The following is a 24938-nucleotide window of genomic DNA, read 5'->3' as shown; positions in this document are numbered from 1 at the left end:
GGTTCGATCCGGTCATATCTGGTCGCGCCGCCGCCACAGCAGGAACAGGAAGAGCGGCACGCCGGCCAGCGTCATCACGATGCCGGCGGGGATCTGCAGCGGGGCGAACAGGAGACGGCCGGCCGTGTCCGCGCCCAGCACCAGCGCCGCGCCGAGGAGCCCGCTGGCGGCGAGCACGGCAGCCTGCCCGCCCCCCACCACCAGCCGTGCCATGTGCGGGGCGATGAGGCCGACGAAGCCGAGGCTGCCGACGCAGGACACCGCCGCCGCCGTCATCAGAACCGGTGCCGCCAGCCCCAATGCGCCGGTGAGCCGCAGCCGCACGCCGAGCCCGATGGCCGCTGCATCGCCCAGCAGCGCCGCGTCGGCGGCTCGGGCGGTGGCGAACAGAGCGACCGCGCCCAGCGCGCCCCAGATGGCGAGGGCGGGGATGAGCGGCCACTCGGCGGCATGAAGGCTGCCGGCGAGCCAGACGAGGGCCGTCTCCACATCGTTGATGTCGGCCGTGGTGATGAAGACGAGCAGCGCCGAGGCGAGCAGCCACGACACGCCGATGCCCACCAGCACGAAGCGCACGCCCGACAGGTCGCGGGCGATGAGAACCACCGTAAGCGCCACCGCGAGCCCGCCCGCCATGCCCACCGGCAGCCGCCACACTGCCCCGAGGGCCGGAAAGACGAGGATGAGCACGAGGACGGCAAGGCTTGCCCCCTCCTTCACCCCCACGAGGCCCGGATCGGCGAGGCCGTTGCGCGTGAGGGCCTGCAAGGCGGCGCCGGAGAGGCCCAGCATGGCGCCCGCGAGCAGCGCCAGCACCACCCGCGGCAGCCGCACCCCGCTGACCACGTGGGCCACTTCCTGCGGTACATCGCCGGCCGTGAGGGCGGCGATGACCGTATGCAGGGGTATGTGCAGACTGCCCGAGGCAAGGGCAAAGGCGGCCCCGGCACAGATCAAGGCAACAAGCGCCGCCGCCACCCCCGCAGCGCGGGGGCGCAGGCGCAGGCTCAGGGGGCCGGTGCCGATCCGCCGGTAGCCCGCCGAGCGGGCAACCGTGCTCATGGTCGCCGCCGGGCCGCGAGGGCGATGAAGACGGGAACGCCGACAAGTGCCGTCACGATGCCCGTCGCCAGTTCCCGGGGCGCGAACAGGCTGCGCGCGGCGAGGTCCGCCGCCACCAGCAGCGCCGCGCCGGCCAGCGCGCTCAGGGGCAGCACGACCCGCATGTCGCGCACGCCCAGCGCCTTGACCGCATGGGGCACCACCAGCCCCACGAAGCCGATGGGACCCGCCAGCGAGACGGCCGCCCCGCACAGCAGCCCGGCGGCGACGAGCGCCAGGAGACGGGTGCGCGCCACGGGAATTCCCAGCCCCGCCGCCACCTGATCGCCCATGGCCAGGGCATCGAGCCGACCCGCGAGCACCAGCGCGAGCGCGAGGCCGGCAATGGCGGGCGGCACGGCGGCCCACAGCGCGCCATAGCTGAGGCCGGAGAGGTCTCCGGCGAGCCACAGGCGCACGGTGGCCAGCGTCTGGTCGTCCAGCAGCAGCTGGGCCGAGGTGAGTGCCGCGGCGAAGGCGGAAAAGGCGACCCCGCACAGCGTCACCTTCAGCGGCGTCATGCCCGTGCGCCCCAGCGTGGCCGCGCCGAGCACCAGCGCACACAGGAGCATCGCGCCAAAGCCCGCCACCAGCGGCCGCGCGGCGGCGAGCGCCGGAGCCGGCAGGAGCGGCCCGAGGACCGAGGAGAGCGTGAGCGTCGTGACCACCGCCAGCGCCGCTCCGGCGTTCAGCCCCAGCACATGGGGCTCGCCCAGCGGGTTGCGGGTGACGGACTGGATGAGCGCGCCGGTGAGGCCGAGCCCCGCCCCCACCACCAGCGCCGCGAGGAGCCGCAGCAGGCGCAGCTCGACGATGACGTTGTGGTCGAAGCTGTCGGCATCGAAGGCGATCAGCGCACGCACCACCACCTCCGGCGCGATGGCCCGCGCGCCGAAGCCGAGATGGGCGACGGCCAGCGCTGCGAGCAGCAGCGCCAGGCCTGAGGCAGCGAGGATGGGGCGCGCGATCCGGCTTCGGGGCCGGGGGAGGGGATGGCCGGCCACCGCGAGGCTCACGCGCCCACTCCCGGCGCTGCGCCGAGGGGCACGAACACCGGCTTGCCGGTGCGCGGATGGACGAGCGCCTCCACCGCCACGCCGAAGATGTCCGCCACGTCCGCCGCATCAAGGCTCCGGCCCTCCCCGGCGACGGCGCGGATGCGCCCGTCCTTCAGGCAGAGCACGGTGTCGGCATAGGCGAGGGCCATGTTGAGGTCGTGCAGCACCACCACCACGGTGCGCCCGTGATCGCGCGCGAGGCGGGCGAGCAGGTCCAGCACCTCCACCTGATAGCGCAGGTCGAGGAAGGTGGTGGGCTCGTCCAGCAGGATCACCGAGGTCTCCTGCGCCATGGCCATGGCGATCCAGCAGCGCTGGCGCTGCCCGCCCGAGAGCGCGGCCACCGGCGTCCCGGCGAAGTCGCGCGTGCCGGTGAGGCGCATCGCCTCCTCCACGGCGGCTTCGTCGGTGTGGCTCCACGGGCTCAGGAAACCCTGGTGCGGGTGGCGTCCGCGCGAGACCAGCTCGTAGGCGGTGAGTCCCTCGGGCACCAATGGGCTCTGGGGCAGGAGGCCCAGCTCCCGCGCCAGCGCCCGCGTCGGCAGTCCATGCACCGCGCGACCATCGAGCAGCACCGTTCCGCCCATGGGCTGGAGCAGCCGCGCCATGGTCGCGAGCAGGGTGGACTTGCCGGAGCCGTTGGGGCCGATGAGCGCCGTCATGCGGCCGGCCGCGACGGTGAAGCTCACCCCGTCCACCACCAGTCGCTGGCCGTAGCCGGCCTTGAGCGTGTCGATGCGCAGGCGGACGGTGTCCATGCCGGTGAGATGTTCCGCCCGCGCCGTGTTCCGCACACTGTCCTCGCAATCGCTGATCGCCGCAGGCCCCGCGGCAACCAAGCCCCGGCCTCGTCGCCCCCTTCCGAGTGCCGCGCGCTCCTGTAGTAGTCAAAGGGTCACGGGGTGCGCATATTTGAGAAAATCCGAACTCGCCAACAATAGGTGGTCGAGTGGACCCCCTCATATTTATATTGGAATAATTTGAATGTAGTTTGTCCGCTCCGCGACAAACACTGATGTGGGGCCGTTCCCGGGATCCTCTGTCGCGAAGCTGACGCGGTTTGCATTGGAGTGCGGATTCGGCTTGGATGCGCGCAAGCTTTCATTCCGGCCCCTTTGATGGGTTCCAGAATTTACTACTACATCTGGGTTTGAAGAACTCGGCCCGACACGAACGCGGATCGGCTCATGCCGCCGCGCGGCTCGGACCGGGATTTCGGGACTGATGACTTCTCCTTTGCCATTAGGCGTACGCCTTTCCTTTTCGGTCTCGCTGCTTGTGCTGGCTCAGCTCGGCGCCGGCCGTGCCGCGGCCCAGACGCCGCCGCCCGCCCAGTCCGCCGCGCCCCCCGCCTGGGATGTCCCCGGTTCCGACGCCGACCTTCCGACCATCGTGGTGAATGCCGAGCGCAGCGACGCCGTCGTGGTGGGCTACCAGGCCATCACCACCTCCACCGCCACCCTCACCCAGATGCCCGTGCTGGACATTCCGGCGGCCATCAACACGGTGACGCAGGAGGTCATCCAGGACCAGAATGCCACCACGCTCGAGCAGGTGTTGCAGAACATCTCGAACGTGACGGTGGCCAACACCCTCGGCGGCACCCAGGACGCCTTCATCCGCCGCGGCTTCGGCGACAATCGCGACGGCGGCGTGCTCACCAACGGCCTGCGCACCGTGCTGCCGCGCAGCTTCAACGCAACCACCGACCGGGTGGAAGTGCTCAAGGGACCGGCCTCCACCCTCTATGGCATCCAGGAGCCGGGCGGCATCATCAACGTCATCACCAAGAAGCCTCAGGAAACCTTCAACGCTTACCTCAACGGCTCGCTGTCGAGCTTCGGCGGGGGATATGGCGATTTCGACGTCACCGGTCCGATCAACGGCACAGGCCTCGCCTTCCGCTTCATCGGCGAGTGGCAGGACCAGAACTACTGGCGCAATTTCGGCGATATCGAGCAGGGCATCCTGGCGCCCTCGCTGGCCTGGTATGGCGAGAACACCACGGCCACCCTCGCTTATACCCACCGCGAATATTCCGTGCCGTTCGACCGCGGCACGATCTTCGACCTGACGACTGGCAAAGCCGTGCCGGTGGACCGGCGCATCCGCTTCGACGAGCCCTACAACGTCACCAACGGCACGTCGGACCTTATGCTCGCCGGTGTCGAACATGCCTTCAACGATGCCTGGAAGCTGAAGGTGAACTACGCCTGGAGCCAGGACGTCTACGCGGACAACCAGGCCCGCGTGATCGCTTACGATCCCTCGACCGGCATCCTCACGCGGCGGGCGGACGCGACTCAGGATTCCACCCAGCACGATAACAATCTGCGCGCGGACCTCACCGGCACCGTGATGATCGCGGGCATGAAGAACGAGCTTCTGTTCGGGGCCAACGTGAACGACTACGACGTGCTGCGCACGGACATGATCCGCTGCAAGAACGTGAAGGGCTTCAACATCTACCACCCGGTGTACGGCACCCTTCCGGCCTGCACCACCGTCTCCGCCGCCGACAGCGACCAGCAGGCCAACCAGACCCTCTACAGCGGCTATGCGCAGGATGCGATCTACCTGACCGACCAGTGGATCGTCGTCGCCGGCGGCAGCTATGCCTGGTACACCCAGACCGCAGGCAAGGGCCGCCCTTTCAACCTGAACACGGATGCCGAGGGCGGCGAATTCATGCCGCGGGGGGGCCTCGTCTACAAGGCCACCGACAAGCTTTCCTTCTATGCGAACTACGCGACATCCTTCGTGCCGCAGATCTCCATCGCCAGCGAGATCGGCTCGCTGCCGCCGGAGACCGGGGTGTCCTACGAGGCGGGCATGAAGTTCGAGGTGATGAAGGGCCTCACCGGCACCGTCGCGATCTTCAATATCGAGAAGGAGAACGTGCTCTACAACGAGGTCATCAACGGCGAGACCTTCGCCCGCACCGCCGGCAAGGTGCGCTCGCGCGGCTTCGAGTTCGACATTTCCGGCGCGGTGACGGACCAGATCAACCTCATCGCCAGCTACGGCTACACCGACGCGAAAATCGTCGAGGATCCCCAATACGTTGGCAACGTCCCGGCGAACGTGGCCGCGCACACCTTCTCGCTGTTCGCGACCTATGATTTCGGCAAGGTGTGGGGGGAGAACTCCCTGAAGGTGGGTGGCGGCTTCCACGGCCAGAGCGAGGCGCCGGGCTCGGCCGCCAACGACTTCTGGCTGCCGGGCTACGTGGTGTTCGACGCCATGGTCGCCTACACCATCGAAAGGCCGACGCCGTGGGCGGTGACCCCGCTCACGGTCCAGCTCAACGTGAAAAACCTGTTCGACACGACCTATTACGTGTCGTCCATCGGGACCAACAACCTCGGCGTTGCCGTGGGCGCGCCGTTCGAGGCGGTGCTGTCCGCCCGGATGAAGTTCTGACGCGTGTCTTCCGGTCCAACTCAGTCGATGATGGGCTGGCGTCCATCCACCGCGAGCCGCGCCAGCCCCTCTTTCATCCGTTCCACCTGCTCGGCGGGGTGCCCCTCCCACCTCGTGACTTCCGCAATGACCCTGAGCGGGTCGCGGGACCTGAACGACAGCGTGGGATTGCCGGGGAATTTCTTGTCGGTGAGGTTGGGGTCGTCGAAGATCGGCCCGGTCGGCTCCACGACATAGATCCGCCCGGGCTTGTCGCCTGCCGCGAGTTCGGCGCCCCAGATGGCTGCATCAAGGGTGCTCGAAAAGTAGACCCATGAGAGCGGCTGGGGCGTGGCGAAGTTCGATGCGTAGCCCACGACGATCAGGTCTCCGGGCCGCAGATCGGCGCGCGTGCCGTGAAAATACGCCTGCGAAAAAACTGTCGCCGATCCGGACATGGTCTCTCCTTCCCGACAGAATGACGATGGGTGATGAAACCGGCCGACAGCGCCCGCAAGGTCGGCAAGAGGTCACGCCGGCCAACCATCGCCGTGCGCCAATCGCCGGATGGCGACCGCACAGTGCGGGCGAACGCACGGGGATGGCGCCTTGTTCCGGCTTGCCGCGCCCCTTATGAGGAACTGATCGGACCCCAGCGTCACCTCGCGGATGGCGGCTTTTGGGACACCTTATCGGGGCGTCTCCTGGGCGGCCTGCTCGGCGAACATGGCGTGGATCTGCGCCACCACCGCGGCGCCTTCGCCCACGGCCGCCGCGACGCGCTTGACGGAACCCGCCCGCACGTCGCCGATGGCGAACACGCCGGGCGTGCTCGTCTCCAGCGCGCGGCGGCCGGCGCCCGTGGTGATGAAGCCCTTCCCGTCCGTCTCGACGCAGGAGGCCGCCCAGTCGGCGTTGGGGTCGGCACCGATGAACAGGAACATGTGCCGAAGCGCCCGCCGGTGCAGGCTCCCGTCGCGCCGGTCGCGGAAGGTGGCGGCGGTGAGCCCCGTGGTGCGGTCCCCCTCCAGGCTCGCGACCTCGCTGCCCACGTGCAGCTCCACGTTGGGCAGCGCGTCGATGCGGTCGATGAGGTAGCGCGACATGGTGTCGGCGAGCGGCCGGCGCACCACCACGTGCAGCTTTTTCACGTGGGGCGCGAGATAGACGATGGCCTGCCCGGCGGAATTTCCGCCGCCGACGAGGGCCACCTCCTCCCCGCCGCACAGGCGCGCCTCCACGGCCGAAACCCAGTAGGAGATGCCTGCGCCCTCGAACGCGGCGAGGCCGGGAACGTCAGGGCGGCGATACCGGGCGCCCGACGCGATCACCACCGATCGCGCCTGGATGCGGCGGTCCCCGGCGCAGGCCAGCGTCAGCGTGCCGCCGTCGCAGTCCAGCCGTTCCACCGCCACCGGGATGGCGATCTCGGCACCGAACTTCAGGGCCTGGTTGAAGGCGCGCCCGGCCAGCGCCTGGCCGGAGATGCCGGTGGGAAAGCCGAGATAGTTCTCGATCCGGGCGGAGGCGCCCGCCTGGCCGCCCGTGGCGTGCGCATCGAGGACGACGACGGACAGACCTTCCGACGCGCCATAGACCGCCGCTGCGAGGCCCGCCGGCCCGGCGCCGACGATGGCGACATCGTAGAGCTTTTCGGGATCGAGCTCAGGAACGAGGCCGAGGCAGGCGGCCATCTCCTCGACGGTGGGCCGCTTCAGGATCGGCCCGGCGGGGCAGACCACCAGCGGCAGGTCCTCCGGCTGCACGCCCGTGCGGGCGACAAGGGCCCGTCCTTCCTCGTCGCTCCGGACATCCAGGACGAGGTTCGGCAGGCCGGCGCGGTTGAGGAAGACCTGCAGGTCCCGGATCTCCGGGCTGTCCGGCACGCCGATCAGGATGGTGCCCGCGCCCCCTTCGGCGATGAGATTCACGCGGCGCAGGATCAGGGCGCGCATGATGATCTCGCCCAGCTCCGCCGAGCCGATGACGAGCGCGCGCAGATGGGCGGCGTCGAAGGGAAGGGCGGTGCAGCCCTCGGGGCCGGCCCTGCCTCCGGCGATGGCGGGGCGGCCGTCGAGCTGGCTCACCTCGCCGGAGAACTGGCCCGCGTGATGGACGGTCACGGCCGCCTCGCCGGACAGCCCGTCGCGCCGGACCACCTCGATGGTCCCCGCGATCACCAGCCAGGCCGGCGCACCGACGGCGCCGATCTCGTAGAGGCTTTCCCCGGGCGCGAAGCGCTGCTCCGGTCCGCCCGCAAACCGCCGGGCGACGGCGATCTGCGGCGCGCTGAACGCGGGATACATCTGGGGCTCGCGCGCGTTGGGCATCGTCACGATGTGCTCCTGTCCGGCGTTGTTGGTGCTCCGCTCCCGCTCGGCCGCGGCTGCCGCGGGGCTCCGGGCGGCGGGCCGGCGATGGCGCGGGCCTTCCTTCCTTATCGCCGGGCCGGCCTCCCGCGTCAGCTATACTCAGGTTTGCGCGTCCGGTTCCGTCTCGGCGGCCTCATCGAGGGCCTTCAGGCTGAAATGGAAGATGCTTCCCTCTCCTAGGGTCGAGCGCGCCCGCAGCACGCCGCCGTGCGCCTCGATGATCGAGCGGCAGATGGACAGACCGATGCCCATGCCGGCGTGCTTGGTGGTGAAGAAGGGCTCGAAAATGCGGGCGAGCACGTCTTCGCCCATGCCGCTCCCGGTGTCGGCGATGCTTAGGCGCACCTCACCCTCTTCCCGCACGGTCTCGATGGTCAGGCGCCGCCGGCCGGGGGCGACCGCCTCCATGGCGTGAATGGCGTTGGTGATGAGGTTGAACACCACCTGCTGCAACTGGACCGGATCCGCCTTCACCGCGCGCCGGTCCACCGCGAGCAGATCGACGAGTTCGACGCCGTTCGCCTGAAGGTCCTTCACCACCAGCCGCAGCACGTCCTCGGTGAGGTCCTCCAGGCGGATCGGCTCCAGCACCGGCGCGGTGCGCTTGGCGAGCGCGCGCAGGGACTTCACGATGCCCGCCGCGCGCATGCCCGAGGCGCGGATCTGCTCGACGCCCTGCAGGGCTTCATCGAGGTCCGGCTCGGCGCGGCGCAGCCAGCGCATGGCCGCATCGGCGCTCGCGACGATGCTGGTGAGCGGCTGGTTGATCTCGTGGGCGATGGAGGCCGCATAATTGCCCATGGCCATCATGCGCGAGGCCCGTCCCAACTCCGCCCGGGTCTCGCGGAGGTCGAACTCCGCGCTGGCCCGTCGCGTGTTCTCCTCCATGAGATCGTTGTAGAGGCGGGCGGCATCGAGCGAGATGGCCGCCTGCGTCGCCAGCAGTTCCAGCAGCGCCGTGCGGTTCGGCGTGAACACGTCGGCCGCGAGGCTGTTCTCCAGATAGAGGATGCCGACGAGGCTGCCGCGCTTGATGAGCGGCATGAACAGGAGCGAGCGCGCCGGCGCGCCTCCGTGTCCGGTCGGGCGCAGGCCCGGTTCTTCGCTGGCGGCATCGGCGAAGACCGCCGTCCGGCGCGTGCGCATCACCGTATTGAGCATGGCCAGCGGCAGATCCCGTGGCGTGGGAACGGCCGAGTGGACATCCACCTCCACCTGCTGGTTCTCGATGTGCGCCGAGGCCTCGATCACCGGCTCGTCGCCGCGCATGAGGATCAGGAGGCCGTACTGGGCGCCGGCATGGACGATCATCTCCCGCATGAGGGTGCGGATGACCTGATCGAGCCCGACCGTCTCGGCCAGCGTCTGGGCAGCCCTCGTCATGACCTCGAGGTTGAGGCCGCCCTGTCCCGCTGCATCGCCCGCCGGATCGCTCGCCCGGTGCTGGCGCGCGCCGGCACCGCCGTCGGCCAGGAGTGGGAAGCTGCGCAGCAGCCGGTCCGCCTTGCCCGCGGCGCCCCAGTGCCGGTAGTGGCTGATCGCCGCCTGCATGTATCCGCTGGTGGGAATGTCGAGCCCGGCCTCCCGGCAGCAATAGGCCGCCAATTCGTAGGCCAGCGCCTGCTCATGCACGAAGCCGCTGACCGCGGCCGCGTCCGCCGCTTGCTCATACAGCCGCTGCGCGTCCGCCGGCATGCCGGACAGCCGCGCCGCCTCGGCCTCCAGCAGCAGGTGCTTGCACTCGAAGGTGGCGGGATTGAGCGCCGCAAGATCCGCAAAGCGCTGCCGCAGGGGGCCGATCCGTCCGAGCGCCGCCTTCCGGGCGGGTCCGCCCGCACCGGTCCGGGCCAGCGCAAGGGCGAGGAAGAGCGCCGAGGCCGCCGTGTCGATATGCGCCGGCGCCGCCCAGCTCAGCGCCGCCGCCTGCTCCAGCTCGAGGACGGCGCGCTCGATATCGCCGAACAGGAAGGCGGTGACGCCTGCGTAATGCCGGACCCAGAAGAGCGTCGCCAGCGATGTGGCTTCCGCGTCCGGAACGGCCTTCGCGCCGTCATAGTCGCCGGATGCGAGCACTTCCACGAGGCTGGACTGCGCCGCCAGGATAAGCTCGATGTCGCGATACCGGTACTGGCGGGTCCACGCCAGGCCCTCCGCGATGTCGTCCCGCACGGCGGAGAGGGGCGCGCCCAGCATCAGCATGTTGGACGCGATGTGGTTGCGGGCGTAGCAGGCCCAGCCGAGATCCCCAGCCGTCAGGCCGATCTGCGCGGCCTCGCGCGCCCGGTCGAGGGCGTAGCGCAGCGGCCGCGTCCAGACCCCCACCTGGTCGAGGGCCAGCAGCGTCGCCGTCCGCTGCGCCTCGTAGCCGTCCCTCTGGACGATCTCCTGCGCCATCATGGCGTAGTTCAACCCGTCCTCGTAGGCGCCGTAGAGTTCCGCGCTGAACACGCCGAACCACGCAAACCCGTAGGCCGCCTCCGGCGTCATGCCATGATCGAGGGTAAGCTCGACGATCTTGATGAGATGCAGCACACGCAGGCCGCCGCGCACGAAGAACGCCGCGCTCAAGGCGGTGAGCAGGGCGAGCGCGGACCGCAGCGCTGGATCGGTGATCTCCGGCAGGTCGCGCAGGTGGGATACGTCGAGGGCGTTGAGGCGGGCGCTGCACGCCTGATAGGCCTGCTCGAGCTGTTCGTCCGTCACGGAGCGCTCGAGCTCGACACCGAGGAGGGCGAGCCCCGCCAGGGCCTCGTCGATGGCCCCCTCGTAGTCGGACCGGAGGGTCCGCGCGATGGCCTTCAGGCGGTAGAGGTCCGCCTGGTCGACCCGATTGACGGCGATGGCGAGCAGCCTGTCGATGGCCGGCAGGGCGTCATCCGTTCGCCCCAGGGTGAGAAGACTGTCGCAATGAAGCCATTTCACCTCAACGAACAGCGCGTGGTGGCTCACCTGCCAGTCGGCGGGCATCAGGCTGCGGGCGGTCTCGATGTGGCCTGCCGCCTGTTGGGCGGCGCCGGCATTGCGGGCGCGGCGGGCGGCGGTCCTCAAGGCCTTCACGAAGGCCAGGCGCTCCGCCTCGTTGAGCGCGGTTCGGTCCGCGCGCTCGATCTGCGCGGCCATGGCGAAGGCCCAGTCCGCATCGCCATCGCGCCCGATGGCCATCAGGCGGCGGGCGATGGCGAGATGCTCGGCCGGGCGGTCCTGCTCCGGAATCGAGGCATAGGCGGCTTCGAGAACGCGATCATGGGCGATGAGGTAGTCGGCGTCCCGCCGCAGGAGCAGGCCGGCTTCCGCAAGTCCGGCCGCCAGACGCTCCACTTCGGTCTCCGACTGGCCGACGAGGGGCGCAAATTTCTCCCCTGAAAGGCGCCCGCCCACGCTCGCCAGCCGCTGCAGGAAGCTGCGCTGGCTCGGGGGCAAGGCGTCGAGCCGCTGAAGCATGAAGTCGGACACCGAGCTGTAGGCGCCGAAGCGCAACGGGTCCCAACGCCAGCGCTGCGCCTCCGGATCGAACGCGATCACCTTGTCATCGAAGAGCTTCTGCAGAAGCTGCCGGACGTAGAAGGCGTTGCCTCCCGTCTTGCGGTGAATGCTGCGTGCGAGTTCGTCGAGTTCGCCCGGCGCGCCGTTCAGCGCGCTCGCAACGAATTCCAGGGTCTGTGCGTCGGTGAGCGGGCCGACGCGGATCTCGGTCGTCGGCAGCGGGCCGGTGCGCGCGTCCTCCACCAGGCTCGCCAGTTCCGGATGCCGCGCGATCTCCTCCTCGCGATAGCTGGCGATCACCAGCAGGTGCGGCGGCATTTCGCGCGAGAGGGCCTGAAGCGCGCCGAGGCTCGCCGCATCCATCCATTGCAGGTCGTCGAGGAACAGGACGAGCGGCCGGGAGGGCGTCGCGAAGGCCTTCAAGGACTGGAGCACGACCCGCACCACGCGGGCCTGCGCGAGGCTCGCGGCGACGTCCGGCAGCGCGCCGCCGTCGGAGAGAATGAATTCGGCCTCGGGGACGAGATCGATCAACAGGCGGCTGTAGCCCGCCAGATGGGTCGCGAGGCGCGCCCTGATGCCGTCCAGCTCCTCCGCGCTCTCGCCCAGCGCCCGCATGACCAGGGTGCGCAGCGCCTGGGCAAACGGGGCGTAGGGCATGCGCTCCTGCAGCAGCTCGCTCTTGCCTGCCGCGAACTGGGCGCCTACCGGCAGCCAGGCCTTCGACCATTGCTCGACCAGAGCGGATTTGCCGACCCCCGCCTCGCCGCGGAGGAAGATCAGTTCGCTCCGGCCGGTCGCCGACACGCGCCCCAAGGTCGCCACGAGGTCGGAAAGTTCGGTGGCCCGGCCGAACAGTCCACGCGCCTCGATTCCCATGCGCGCAAGCTCGCCCCGGCCCAGGGCGAAGGTCTCTGCGCCGTCGCCGGCCGCCAGCGCGGCGCGTGCGAGGCGCAGGTCGATCTGGAGCGCGTCTGCGCTCTGGTAGCGCTGCTCCGGATCCTTGTCGATGAGCTTCATCAGGATGGAGTCGACCATGGGCGGAACGTCATCGCGGGCGGCTCCCGGACGCGCGGGCGCGACCGCCACATGGGCGTGCAGCCACTCCGCCATGCTGGTGGCCTGGAGCGGCAGCCGGCCGACCAGCAAGCGGTAGAGCACGACGCCCAGCGCATAGAGATCGCTGCGCGCGTCGCATGTCGGCAGATGGATCCGCGCCTGCTCCGGCGCGGCGTAGGCGATGGCGTCGGCCGCCGCGAGCTGCGTTGCGCCCGGCGCCTGGGTGGCGATGGACGCGGCCGGGTGGGGGCCGACGAGATGCCGGAACCGGACCCGGCCGTTCTCCTCCAGCAGCACGCAGGGCGGCCTGAGGCCGCCATGTACGGCCCCGAGCGCGTGCAGGCGCGCGAGCGCGCCGGCGACGGACATGCCGAGATCGAGGAAGGCATCAAGGGCGAGTGTGCCCGGCGCCAGGTCGCCGAGGGTCGACGCCGGGCGATCCGGGTAGAGGAGGATCACGCGGTTGCGATACTCCAGGCGCTGGGGCGGGTCGGCGATGTCGGCGGGCAGGCCGTCCGCGAGGGCCGCCTCACGATCGAGAAGGCCCGCCGCCGGGCTGCCACGAAGCGCGGACTTCACCTGCCAGCGTTCGCCCGTCAGGTCGTCCCGGGCGAGGAAGGATTCGAATCCGTCGCGGACGCCCTCGGGCGTCAGGACGAGGCGGTCGAAGGATGCAGCGTCTATCCCATTGCGGAGCATGGGCCTGTAGCCGTCGAAGTCTCGCGCGCTGTCCACTTTGCAGTCTTTCACCTCGTTCTTGCAAATATCAGCGCAAGAAACATGAAGGGCCTAAATTTGATGCGGTCCTGCAGCAGTATCCAGCCCTCGGTCTGCTTTCCGCCGCTGCCGGTCAACCGGCTGGACAGTCCCGCAGAACGTGTTATTTATCGTTCGATCAAAATGGCCGCGGTGGCCGGTGGAGTCAAGCTGCCTGCATTCCACGCCCAGCGTCAACCGTCGCCATATTGCCAATGGTCCGGGTCGCTCTCTTGTCGATTATGCCTGCGGCTTTGGATGATTTCGTCATGGACGGGCCATGGCGCCTCCCGGGCTTCTGTTCTATGCCTTCGGGGCAGGGATCAGGGGCGCGGCGCGGGACCGAAAGCCAACGCCGGCGCGAGCGGCCAAGCCCCCACGCCGCCTTCCCGCCGGCAATCTGTCACAAGACCTGAGGGAGTTTGCCGATGGCACGAAAGGTAGCGGATCTGATCGTCGACATCCTCGCCGAGGCTGGCGTGGAGCGAATCTACGGCGTGGTCGGCGACAGCCTCAACGGCATCACCGACGCCCTGAGGCGCCATGGCGGCATCGATTGGTTCCATGTCCGCCACGAGGAGGCGGCGGCCTTCGCGGCGGCGGGGGCATCGCAGGTCACCGGCCAGCTCGCGGTCTGCGCCGGCTCCTGCGGACCCGGGAACCTCCATCTCATCAATGGCCTCTTCGACGCCCAGCGGAGCCGGACGCCGGTTCTGGCCATCGCCGCGCAGATCCCCTCGGCGGAGATCGGCGGCGGCTATTTCCAGGAGACGCATCCGCAGTCCCTGTTCGCGGAATGCAGCGTCTATTGCGAGCTGGTCTCCGACCCGCGCCAGCTGCCCTATGTGCTTGAGAATGCGATCCGCGCGGCAGTCGGGCAGCGCGGCGTGGCGGTGGTGGTGATCCCTGGGGATGTCGCGCTGCGCCCGGCGCCCGAGCGCGCGCCCGCGCCGCGGGCCGGCCTTCTGCCGCCGGCGCCCGTGGTGACACCCGCCGCTGCCGAGCTCGATGCGCTGGCCGACCTGATGAACGGGGCGAAGCGCGTCACGCTGTTCTGCGGACGCGGATGCGCGGGCGCGCACGCCGAACTGATCGCCTTGGCCGAGGCGCTGAAGAGCCCCATGGTCCACGCGTTGGGCGGCAAGGAGTGGGTTGAGTACGACAACCCCTATGACGTGGGCATGACCGGCTTCATCGGCTTCCGGTCCGGCTACGATGCCATGCATGCCTGCGACCTGCTGGTGCTGCTCGGCACGGATTTTCCCTACAAGCAGTTCCTGCCCACCGGCGCCCGCATCGCCCAGATCGACATACGCCCCGAACAGCTCGGCCGGCGCTGCAAGCTCGACCTTGGCGTGGTGGGTGACGTCAAGGCGACGCTCGCGGCGCTGCTGCCGCGCCTGACCGTCAAGGACGACCGCAGCCACCTCGACACCGCGCTCGCCACCTACAAGTCCTCCCGCGAGGGTCTCGACAGCCTCGCCACCGGCACGCCGGGCAAGAAGCCGATCCACCCGCAATATCTGGCCAAACTCCTGAGCGACAAGGCGGACGAGGACGCCGTATTCACCTTCGACGTGGGCACGCCCACCATCTGGGCCGCGCGCTACCTGAAGATGAACGGCCAGCGTCGGCTGGTCGGCTCCCTCGTCCACGGCTCGATGGCCAATGCCTTGCCGCAGGCCATGGGCATCCAGGCGGCCCAGCCGGGCCGGCAGGTGATCTCCTTCTCCGGAGATGGCGGCCTGACCATGCTGATGGGCGAACTCGTCACGCTGGTGCAGACGAAGACGCCGGTGAAGGTCGTCGTGGTCAACAACGGCGTGCTCGGCTTCGTGGCGCTGGAAATGAAGACCGGTGGCTTCCTGGAGACGGGCGTGGACCTCGAAAATCCCGACTTCGCCGCCATGGCGCGGGCCATCGGCATCCACGCCATCCGGGTCGAGGATCCCGGCGACCTTCCGGGGGCGCTGGACGACATTCTCGCCCACGACGGCCCCGCGCTGCTCGACGTGGTGACCGCGCGGCAGGAACTCTCCATGCCGCCCACCATCGAGGCCGAGGAGGTGAAGGGCTTCAGCCTCTGGATGATCCGCGCGGTGATGAGCGGGCGCGGCGACGAGGTGATCGATCTCGCCAAGACAAATCTGCTGCCCCGTTGAGGCGCCATCCTCCCGCCTGTCCGGCGTGAAACACGCCGGACGCACGGCGACCCGCCATCCCCCGGAGACCGCCCATGCCCACCCTGTTCGATCCCATCCAGCTCGGCGCCATCGCGGCGCCGAACCGCATGTTCATGGCGCCGCTCACCCGTGGCCGCGGCACGCGCGAGCATGTGCCTACCGCGCTCATGGCGGAGTATTACGCCCAGCGCGCCAGCGCCGGGCTCATCATCTCCGAGGCCACCGGCATCAGCCGCCAGGGCACCGGCTGGCCCTTCGCGCCGGGCATCTGGAGCGATGAGCAGGTCGCCGCGTGGCGGCCGGTCACCGAGGCAGTGAAGCAGGCTGGCGGCCGCATGGTCTGCCAGCTCTGGCACATGGGGCGGATCGTGCACCCGAGCTTCCTCGACGGCGCGAAGGCCGTCTCCGCCTCGGCCACCACGGCGCCGGCCTATGCCCACACCTATGACGGCAAGCAGCCCCACGCCGAGGCGCGCGCCCTCGACGCGAGCGAGATTCCCGGCCTGCTCGACGACTATCGCCGGGCGGCGCGCAACGCCCTGCTCGCCGGCTTCGAGGGCGTCGAGATCCACGCCGCGAACGGCTATCTCGTCGACCAGTTCCTGCGCGCCTCGGCCAATCACCGCACGGACGCCTACGGCGGCTCCATCGAGAACCGCGCGCGCCTGCTGCGCGAGGTGACCGAGGCGGTGGCCGGCGAGATCGGCGCCGACCGTACCGGCGTGCGCCTCTCGCCCAACGGCGAGAGCCAGGGCGTCAACGATCCCGATCCGGTGCCGCTGTTCCGGCACGCGGCGAAGCTCCTCTCGGAGATCGGCATCGCCTTCCTCGAACTGCGCGAGCCGCCTCCGGACGGCACCCGCGGCAAGCCCGACCATCCGCCGGTCCATCCCGAGATCCGCGCGGTGTTCGACGGGCCTCTGGTGCTGAATTCCGATTTCGACGGCGCCCGCGCCGCCGCGGCGCTGGAGACGGGGGAGGCCGACGCCATCGCCTTCGGGCGGGGCTTCCTCGCCAATCCCGATCTGCCCTCCCGCATCCAGCATGGCATTCCGCTGGCGCCCGACCACATGGAGACCTGGTACACTCAGGGGCCGGAAGGCTACATCGATTACCCCACCGCCGACGCGGCGCTGCTGGACGAGGCTCTGGAGGAGACCTTCCCCGCCTCCGACCCCATCGCCACCGGCGATTTCCGCTAGCTGCGTAAAGCGAAGGCGCGCGGTCGCGCAGAGCCCTTCGTCTGAATTCGCCCCTCACAAAAACACCCCGCGCGATGGGCTCATCGCGCGGGGTGTCCTGTTTCGGAAGGGTCGATGGCGCGGGCGGAGGGGATCAGCCGTAGCCGCCGTGGGCTCCGTCCGCCTCGTGCTGCACCTTGCCCCGGAAGATCCAGTAGGCATGGGCCTGATAGGCCAGCACCACCGGGATGATGACCATGACGCCCACCCCGAGGAAGGCGAGGGAGCGGGGATCGGACAGCCCGTCCCAGACGGAGACCTCACGCGGCACCACATAGGGCCACAGGCTCACCACGAGGCCGAACAGGCCCAGGGCGTACAGCACGAGGGCGAGCACGAAGGTCTGCGCCTCGCGCCCGTTCCAGATCGCCCACCAGATCCAGGCGATCACCACCACGGTGAGGAGCGGCACCGGTGCGAGCCAGAACAGGTTCGGCACGGCAAACCAGCGCGCCGCGACTTCGGGCACGCTCCAGGCGCTCCACAGGCTCACCAGCAGCATCATCGCGGCGGTGAGGATCAGCGCCGCGCGGGCGATCTCCCGGCCGAACACCTGCGTCGGCCCCTCCGCCTTCCAGATCAGCCAGCCGGCGCCGAGGAGCGCGTAGCCGCCCACGAGACCGATGCCGCACAGCACGCCGAGCACGCTGAGAAAGCTGAAGGCGCCGCCCGCGAACATGCCGTTCTCCACCGGCACCCCGTCGATGAGCCCACCGAGGATGAGCCCCTGGCAGAAGGTGGCGAGGAAGGAGCCGGCGAAGAAGGCCGCATCCCACACCGGCCGGAAGCGCGTCGCCTGCAGGCGGAAGCCGAAGGCGACACCCCGGAAGATCAGGGCGAACAGCATGAACATGATGGGCAGATAGAAGGCCGGCAGCAGGATGTAGTAGCCGGCGGGAAAGGCGGCGAAGAGCAGCGTGCCGCCCATCACCAGCCACGTCTCGTTGCCATCCCAGACGGGCTCGATGGAGGCCATCATCACGTCGCGATCCGCATCGCGCGGGGCGGCGAGGAAGAGGATGCCGACGCCGAGGTCGAGCCCGTCCGCGAGCACGTAGACGGTGACGCAGAAGAGGGCGGCGGCGGCGAAGAGGAGCGGCACATGGTCCGCCTGCATCAGCTCGGTCATGGTCAGGCCTTCGCGTGTCCGACGCCGGGCACGGGCGACGGAGGGGTGGGGGAATTGGTGAAGAGGCCGACGCTGGCGCGCTCCATGCCGGGGCGCTCGGCCATCTCGGGTGCCGTGTCGGTCGGGCCCTTGAACGCCACCCGTCCGGCGAACCAGAGGAAGGCGAGGAGGAGCAGATTGTAGACGGCGAAGAAGATGAGGAGGCTGGTGGTGACCGCCCCTGCGGCCACCGGGGCGACCGCATCGGCGGTGCGCAGCACCCCGTAGATGATCCAGGGCTGCCGGCCGGCCTCCGTCACCGTCCATCCGGCCAGCACGGCGAAGAGGCCGAGGGGGGTGGTGGCCATGGCGAGGTATTGGAACCAGCGGGTGTCGTAGAGCCGTCCGCGCATCCGCAGCACCAGCCCCGTCAGCGCCGTCGCCAGCAGCAGCATGCCGATGCCGGCCATGATGCGGAAGGCGAAGAACACGATGGGCACGTTGGGCTGGTCGGCGGGCGGCACCGCCTTCAGGCCCTGAACCTCCCCGTCCCAGCTGTGGGTGAGGTAGAGGCTCGCGAGGTGGGGGATTTCCAGCGCGTAGAGGTTCTTCTGCGCCGCCATGTCGGGCCAGGCGATCACCGTCATGGCCGGTCCGCGCGTGGTGTCCCACAGGCCCTCCATGGCGGCGAGCTTGGTGGGCTGCTCCACCAGCGTGTTGCGGCCGTGCAGGTCGCCGATGAAGATCTGGAGCGGCGCCAGCACCAGCGCCAGCCACAGCGCCATGGAGAAGGCGGTGCGCGAGGCGGCCACATGCTGGCCGCGCCACAGATGGAAGGCGGAGACACCGGCGATCATGAAGGCGCAGGTGAGGAAGCTGGCGCACACCATGTGGGCGAGGCGATAGGGGAAGGAGGCGGTGAAGATCACCTGCCACCAGTCCACCACATGGAAAATACCCCCGGCATCCGCGATGGCGCCGGCCGGCGTCTGCATCCAGCTGTTGGCGGCGATAATCCAGGTGGTGCTGATGAGCGCGCCGCCCGCCACCATGAGGCAGGCGAAGAAGTGCGTCCCCCTCGACACGCGGGATTCGCCGAACAGCATGATGCCGATGAAGCCCGCCTCCAGGAAGAAGGCGGTCATGGTCTCATAGGCGAGGAGCGGGCCGAGCACGTTGGCGACGGAGCGCGAGAAGCCGGCCCAGTTGGTGCCGATCTGGTAGCTCAGCACGATGCCGGTCACCACCCCCATGCCGAACACGAGGGCGAACAGGCGCATCCAGAAGCGCATGAGATCGCGATAGACCGTCCTGCCCGTGCGCCACCACAGGAAGCTGAGGAGGGTGACGAACCAGGCGGTGCCGATGGTGAGTGTCGGCCACAGGATGTGAAAGCCGACGGTGAAGGCGAATTGCAGGCGCGAGAGCGCAAGGGCGTCCATGGTCATTTCGCTCCGGTGGCGGGGGCGGACTTCACGAGGCGCACGGGGACGCCCTTCGAGGCCGGGGTGAAGCTCTGCGGATCGTGCGCGTAGAGCGGCACGAGGGGGTTCGTTTCCGGGTAGTAGGCCGCGCAGCTCGCCTCCGGGAACGGATGGAGGACGACGCGGAAGCCACGCACTGCGCGCTCGATGCCGTCGGTGGAAAGGGTCAGGATGTCCACGCGGTCGTCCGGTTTCAGGCCGCGCTTTTCCATCTCCTTGGCGCCAAGGAAGATCACATCGCGCGCGCCATGGACGCCGCGATACCGGTCGGAGAGCGAATAGAGGGTGGTGTTGTATTGGTCGTGGCTGCGGATGGTGGTGAGCCAGAGCGGGTGGCCGGTGACGCCGGGATCCTCGCACAGGCCCTCGCAGACGATGAAGTTCGCCTTGCCGGACGCCGTCGCCCAGATGCGCTCGCGGGCAGTGGAGGTGAGGTGGAAGCCGCCCGGCTGCTTGATGCGGGCGTTGTAGCCCTGGAAGATGGGAAACACCGCCTCGATGTCCTCGCGGATGCGCGCGTAATCGGCGGTCAGCGCCTCCCAGGCGACCTTCGAGCCGCTGCCGAGCGTCGCCCGCGCCATGCCGGCGACGATCGCCGGCTCGCTCTTCAGATGCTCGGAGGCCGGCGGATTGTGGCCGGTGGAGGCGTGGACCATGGACATGGAATCCTCCACCGTCACCGACTGCGGCCCGCTCGCCTGCATGTCGATCTCGGTCCGGCCGAGGCAGGGCAGGATCAGCGCGTCGCACCCGTGGACGAGGTGGCTGCGGTTGAGCTTGGTGGCGATGTGGACGGTGAGGTTAAGCTTCCGCATGGCCGCCTGGGTCAGCTGCCAGTCCGGGATGGCGGCGGCGAAATTGCCGCCGAGGCCGATGAACACCTTCGTCTCGCCGCGCAGCATGGCCTCCAGCGCGGTGACCACGTTGTGGCCGAACGCCCGCGGCGGGGTGAAGCCGAAGTGGGCCTCTATGGCCGCGAGCAGCGCGTCGGAGGGCGCCTCGGTGATGCCCACCGTGCGGTCGCCCTGCACGTTGGAATGGCCGCGCACCGGGCAGATGCCGGCGCCCTCGCGCCCCACATTCCCCTTGAGCAGCGCAAGGTTGGCGATCTGCTGTACGTTCTTCGTGCCGTGGCGATGCTGGGTGATGCCCATGCCGTAGACCAGGATGGCGCGCTCCGCCCGCATATAGGCCTCGGCCGCCATCTCGATGTCGGCGCGGGCGATGCCGCTCTTGCGCTCGATGTCCTCCCACGCTGTCGCGGCGAGGTCGGAGACGAGGGCGTCAATGCCGGCGGTGTGGCCGCGGATGAAATCCCAGTCGAGCACCGGGGCCAGTTCGAGCGCGCGGGCCGCGTCGTCCGCCGCCACGAGATGCTTCATCATGCCCTTGAGGAGCGCAACGTCGCCGCCCACGCGCACCTGAAAGATGCGCGAGGAGATGGGCGTGGAGGTCAGCGTCGCCATCTCCACCGGGTTCTGCGGCGCCTGGAAGCGCTCCAGCGCGCGTTCGCGGAACGGGTTGAACGACATGATGGTGGCGCCGCGCCGCGAGGCGTTGCGCAGCTCGGTCATCATGCGCGGGGAATTGGTGCCGGGGTTCTGGCCGAAGATGAAGATGCAGTCCGCCCGCGCGAAATCCTCCAGCAGCACCGTGCCCTTGCCGACGCCGATGGACTGGGGCAGCCCGACGCTGGTGGCCTCGTGGCACATGTTGGAGCAGTCGGGGAAGTTGTTGGTGCCGTATTCGCGGGCGAAAAGCTGATAGAGAAAGGCCGCTTCATTGGAGGCGCGGCCCGATGTGTAGAAATCCGCCATGTTCGGGTCGGGCAAAGCATTGAGATGCTGCGCCACCAGCGCGAAGGCGTCCTCCCAGCGCACCGGCACGTAGCGGTCGCTTGCCGCATCGTAGCGCATGGGGTGGGTGAGGCGGCCCTCCATCTCCAGCTCGTAGTCGCCGAGGGCGGCGAGTTCCGTGACGGTGTGGGCGGCGAAGAATTCGGGCGTGCAGCGCTTCGTCGTTGCTTCCCAGGCGACGGCCTTGCCGCCGTTCTCGCAATATTCAAAGGGAGAGGTGTGCTTCGGATCGCCCCATCCACAGCCGGGGCAGTCGAAGCCGCCGGGCTGGTTCATGCGGGCGAGGGTCGCCATGCCGGACACGGCGACGTGCTGCTCCACCAGCGCGCTGCCCATGGCCTTCAGGGCACCCCAGCCGCCGGCGGGCTCGTGATAGGGACGGATGGTTTTGGCGATGCCCATGGGCGGCTCCCGCAGCAGGGGTGAGAGACTCTTGCGCCCGTCTTGCGCGACGGCGCGCGTTCCCGGTTCGGAAGTAACCGGAAGACGAGTCGATGATGACCTGCGGGATCGGCTGCAATAAATGGGCTTCACATATGTGGGGCGCATACGTTGGTATGGCGCGGCACAGTCATTCCGGAGGAAGATACGGCGACGGGAAATGGACGCGGCCTGCCCGTTGCGCGGCAGGCCGTCAATGCGCGCCGGCGATCATTTGCCGATGATGGTGACCGTCGCGGTGAGGCCGGCGGACAGCGTGACCGACGACGGCACCGGATCGAGCGCGATGCGCACCGGCACGCGCTGGGCGAGGCGCACCCAGGTGAACACCGGATTCACCGTGGCGAGGCCGGACACGTCCGGCGCCACATTGGGGATGGCGATGCCCCGGCCGATGCCGGTGACGTGCCCGGTGAGCGGCGCGCCATAGGCCATCAGCGCCACTTTCGCCTTGTCACCCATGTGGATGCCGGAAAGGACCGTTTCCTCGAAGTAGCCGTCCACCCAAAAGCTGTCGCTGTCCACCACGGAGAGCGCGCGCTGGCCGCTGATGCCATAGTCGCCGACCTGGGTGAGCAGGTTCGTGACATAGCCGTTCACCGGCGAGACGATGCGCGTGCGGCTGAGATTCAGCTTCGCCTGGTCGCGGTCGGCGAGGGCCTGCTGATAGGCCGCCACCGCCATGTCCGCCGAGGCCGCGAAGCTCTCCTTTTCCTCCTGCGAGGCGGCGATGGCGCTCAGCTTCGTCCGCCGCTCGGCTTCCGCTTTTTTGTTCTCCAGATCGGCCTTTGCGCGGGCCACGGTAGCCTCGGCGTTGGCGAGGGCGATCTGGTAGTCGGAAGGCTCGATGACCATCAGCAGGTCGCCCTTATGGACGAACTGGTCGGCCTTAACAGGCAGTTCCACGATGCGGCCCGAGATCTGCGGCGCGACGGTGACCACATAGGCCCGCACGGTGCCGTCGCGGGTCCAGGGCGTGGTCATGTAGGTCTCCCACATGCGCCATCCCAGAACGCCGGCGACGCCGACGGCGGCGAGGGTCACAAGCACCCGCGCGAGGCGGGGCAGAAGGGAAGCGCGCTTCCCGGCGGGCATTTCGATGGCGCTCATGAACCGGCTCCCATGGTCAGCACGGTGAGGGACAGCACGATCACGTAGATCGCGAGGTTGAAGAGGGCCGGGTGCCACACCGCCCGCGACAGGCCGATGCGGTTGCCGAGCAGGGTGAGCGGCATGGTGATGACCCATGCCACCGCCATCATCGCCACGAAGGGCGAAACCAGCACGCCGAGGAGATCGAGTTCCGAGAACATGGGGCGACCCCGTCCTTGATGATCTAGCCGAGGTGGGTGCGCCGACGGCCCGTTGCGTGCAAAAGGTCCGAGCACGCAACGAGCGCGTCCGTGATGATGGCCACCTGCGCGCGCGCCGGAGCGCAGGCCGGCGCCTCTGTGGCCGGCGGCGCTGGCCGCCCAGCCAGCACGCGCGCCAGGTCGCCGAAGGTGATGCGCGCCGCGCTCGGGAAACCCGCCGCTAGCTCGGCACTGGCGCGGGTGAAAAGCCGGGACTCGATTTCGCCCGCCACCGCGTCGCGCAGGGCGATCACGGCACGCCCCAAGGCGAACAGCCGCACCAAAGCCGCCGCCTGCTCGTCCGTCGCCTGGGGCGGCAGGTCTTCGACACGGCGGGTCATCACCGCCGTCCAGCGCGCGCCAGCACGGGGCTCGGGCTCCGCCGCGAGCCTGCGCAGGTCGCGGACCGAGAGCGCAAGGAGCCGCCGCGCCTGCACCTCTGGCGACAGGCCCGGGATGACGATGAAGGAGAGAAGTCCGATGATATTGCCCAGGATGATCGTCAGCGCGATGTTGAAGAATGAAGACGCATCATAGGAAATCGGATTGCCGACCCCGAGCAGGGGAAGGCAATTGACGGACATGGCCAGGAACACCGGCGTGTGCCAGCCACCCGCCTGCATGAAGCCGACCGGCACTATGACGAGCGCCAGCATCCCCGCGAGCTGCGGAAAGGTTGAGATGGCGGGCATCACACCGAAATAGAGCACGCCGCCGATGACCGTCATGAGCATGGAGCCGATGGTGAAGTCCGCGGCGAGCACGCGCGCCTGAGCGCCGGCCGGAGCGAAGATCAGGGCGGCGATCGCGACGAAGGCGATGGCCAGCGGGCCGTTCGGCCAGGCGGTGACGATGGCGAACCCAGCCGCCGCAGCGACCGCCGCGAAAACGCGAAAGCCGCTCAGAAGGGGCGGAAGCGGATCGCCGATCACCACCGCCCATGCCGGAGACGTCCGGCGCGGGGCGCCCGCGCCGATGAGCAGGGCGACGCTCACGGCGATCGCTTCCAGGCAAAGGACGACGTCGCGGGTCGCGTCCATCAGGATGCTTGCCCTGGCGTCGCCCTCGGGGACGGCCTTGAGGGCCAGAAGCGCTTCTGCGCAAGCGTCGCGGAGGCGTGCCGGGTTTCGCCGGAGATCGGCCGGGTCCAGATGCGACAGCACCATGTCGAGGCGAGAGCGAACCTCGTCCGGCCCTCGGCGGGCCGCGTCGTGCTCCAGCGCGATCGTCTGCCAGCCGACCACCGCAGTCATGAGGCGCGCGCCGGCCTCGCGCAGATGGCCGCTTCTCGACCGCAGGTAAGGGAAATCCGCCATTGCGGCGTCCGCCGCGGCCTGAAGCTGACCCAGTTTCTGCGCGATGACCCGAGGGCCGACGCGCGGTTCGTGCCGATCCTCAGGCATGGGGAGCGTCGCGCGGAACCCCTGGACCAACTGGCCGGCGAGATCTTCGAGAAGAACCGCAAACGCCCGGCGCGCGGTGCCGAAGTCGGTGAGACCGACGATGAAGAGGGTCGATCCGATGCCGATGCCGATTTCGCTGACCCGGACCAGGGAGAGGAAGAAGGCCGACGTCGGATCGTTGATCGTGTCCGCGAAGATAACCGCTGCGGTAAAGCCGGCCAGCGCAGCCGCGTAGGATGCGAAGTTCCGGAGCACGACGACAGCAATGCCACACAGGCCGCACCAGGCGGCGAGGCCGAAGGCGAGGCCGTAGCGGTTCTGCGCAAGCAGGCCCAGCATCGTGACCATGGCCAGCGCACCGACGATGGTCCCGATGATCCGCCAGCGCCCCTTCTGAAGCGACGTGCCGAGGCTCGGCTGGCAGACAATGGCGGCGGTGGTCGCCGCCCAGAAGGAGTTCTGAAGCTCCAGAGCATAGGTGATGTAGAGCGCAAGACAAACCGACGCGGCGAGTCGCAGCCCGAACACCAGCCGGGGCGTGGAGGCGCGAGCGAGCGCACGCAGGTCTGCGAAGAGCGCCGCCGCTTGGGTGTCGAGACTGTCGTGGGAGAGGGAGCTCATCGCTGTCGCGCCTGCCGA

General features: G+C 69.2%; 15 protein-coding genes. 3 read left to right on the top strand and 12 right to left on the bottom strand.

Annotated features, from left to right (window positions below; translation table 11 throughout):
• Positions 1–12: 12 nt before the first annotated feature.
• From ACT54R_RS19150 to ACT54R_RS19140, 3 genes are read right to left on the bottom strand one after another with little or no spacing between them, the layout of a single operon-like run.
• The gene (locus tag ACT54R_RS19150; protein WP_476328808.1) at positions 13–1062 is read right to left on the bottom strand and encodes a FecCD family ABC transporter permease; all 1050 of its coding nucleotides are present in this window, start codon (positions 1060–1062) and stop codon (positions 13–15) included.
• Positions 1059–2117, bottom strand: a complete 1059-nt coding sequence (locus ACT54R_RS19145) for a FecCD family ABC transporter permease (RefSeq protein WP_476328806.1) — start codon at positions 2115–2117, stop codon at positions 1059–1061. Before ACT54R_RS19145 ends, ACT54R_RS19150 begins: the two co-directional genes overlap by 4 nt.
• Positions 2114–2953: an ABC transporter ATP-binding protein gene (locus tag ACT54R_RS19140; RefSeq protein ID WP_476328804.1), complete on the bottom strand. Its 840-nt coding sequence runs from the start codon at positions 2951–2953 to the stop codon at positions 2114–2116. The genes ACT54R_RS19145 and ACT54R_RS19140 overlap by 4 nt, the downstream gene beginning before the upstream one ends.
• A gap of 430 nt (positions 2954–3383) precedes the next feature.
• Here ACT54R_RS19140 and ACT54R_RS19135 point away from each other — a divergent pair, with 430 nt between their 5' ends.
• Complete coding sequence (locus ACT54R_RS19135) at positions 3384–5582, top strand: TonB-dependent siderophore receptor (protein ID WP_476328802.1); 2199 nt, start codon at positions 3384–3386, stop codon at positions 5580–5582.
• 20 nt (positions 5583–5602) lie between these two features.
• On the opposite strand, the gene arr is transcribed toward ACT54R_RS19135, so the two are convergent.
• The 3 genes from arr to ACT54R_RS19120 all read right to left on the bottom strand — a co-directional run bounded on the left by arr (position 5603) and on the right by ACT54R_RS19120 (position 13210).
• Positions 5603–6019, bottom strand: a complete 417-nt coding sequence (gene arr, locus ACT54R_RS19130; protein WP_476328800.1) for an NAD(+)--rifampin ADP-ribosyltransferase — start codon at positions 6017–6019, stop codon at positions 5603–5605.
• 231 nt (positions 6020–6250) lie between these two features.
• Positions 6251–7891 (bottom strand): FAD-dependent oxidoreductase, encoded by a 1641-nt coding sequence (locus ACT54R_RS19125; protein WP_476329235.1) that lies wholly within the window; start codon positions 7889–7891, stop codon positions 6251–6253.
• 141 nt (positions 7892–8032) lie between these two features.
• Positions 8033–13210 (bottom strand): trifunctional serine/threonine-protein kinase/ATP-binding protein/sensor histidine kinase, encoded by a 5178-nt coding sequence (locus ACT54R_RS19120; RefSeq protein ID WP_476328798.1) that lies wholly within the window; start codon positions 13208–13210, stop codon positions 8033–8035.
• Positions 13211–13659: 449 nt separating this feature from the next.
• Between ACT54R_RS19120 and poxB the strand changes: the two genes are divergently transcribed.
• Positions 13660–15393: a ubiquinone-dependent pyruvate dehydrogenase gene (poxB, locus tag ACT54R_RS19115; RefSeq protein WP_476328796.1), complete on the top strand. Its 1734-nt coding sequence runs from the start codon at positions 13660–13662 to the stop codon at positions 15391–15393.
• A 74-nt stretch (positions 15394–15467) separates the two neighbouring features.
• A complete protein-coding gene (locus ACT54R_RS19110) occupies positions 15468–16616 on the top strand; it encodes an alkene reductase (RefSeq protein WP_476328794.1) in 1149 nt (382 codons plus the stop codon).
• A 133-nt stretch (positions 16617–16749) separates the two neighbouring features.
• On the opposite strand, the gene cydB is transcribed toward ACT54R_RS19110, so the two are convergent.
• The 6 genes from cydB to ACT54R_RS19080 form a co-directional block, all read right to left on the bottom strand.
• A complete protein-coding gene (cydB, locus tag ACT54R_RS19105) occupies positions 16750–17784 on the bottom strand; it encodes a cytochrome d ubiquinol oxidase subunit II (protein ID WP_476328792.1) in 1035 nt (344 codons plus the stop codon).
• 2 nt (positions 17785–17786) lie between these two features.
• On the bottom strand, positions 17787–19211 hold the full coding sequence (locus ACT54R_RS19100; protein ID WP_476328790.1) for a cytochrome ubiquinol oxidase subunit I: 1425 nt from the start codon (positions 19209–19211) through the stop codon (positions 17787–17789).
• On the bottom strand, positions 19208–21505 hold the full coding sequence (locus ACT54R_RS19095) for an FdhF/YdeP family oxidoreductase (RefSeq protein WP_476328788.1): 2298 nt from the start codon (positions 21503–21505) through the stop codon (positions 19208–19210). Before ACT54R_RS19095 ends, ACT54R_RS19100 begins: the two co-directional genes overlap by 4 nt.
• A 249-nt stretch (positions 21506–21754) precedes the next feature.
• Positions 21755–22654 (bottom strand): efflux RND transporter periplasmic adaptor subunit, encoded by a 900-nt coding sequence (locus ACT54R_RS19090; protein WP_476328786.1) that lies wholly within the window; start codon positions 22652–22654, stop codon positions 21755–21757.
• The gene (locus ACT54R_RS19085; protein WP_476328785.1) at positions 22651–22857 is read right to left on the bottom strand and encodes a DUF1656 domain-containing protein; all 207 of its coding nucleotides are present in this window, start codon (positions 22855–22857) and stop codon (positions 22651–22653) included. The genes ACT54R_RS19090 and ACT54R_RS19085 overlap by 4 nt, the downstream gene beginning before the upstream one ends.
• A 23-nt stretch (positions 22858–22880) precedes the next feature.
• On the bottom strand, positions 22881–24920 hold the full coding sequence (locus ACT54R_RS19080; protein WP_476328783.1) for an FUSC family protein: 2040 nt from the start codon (positions 24918–24920) through the stop codon (positions 22881–22883).
• Positions 24921–24938 lie beyond the last annotated feature (18 nt).

Source organism: Xanthobacter sp. DMC47 (assembly GCF_056313845.1).
This window is presented reverse-complemented; position numbering and strand designations above follow the sequence as displayed.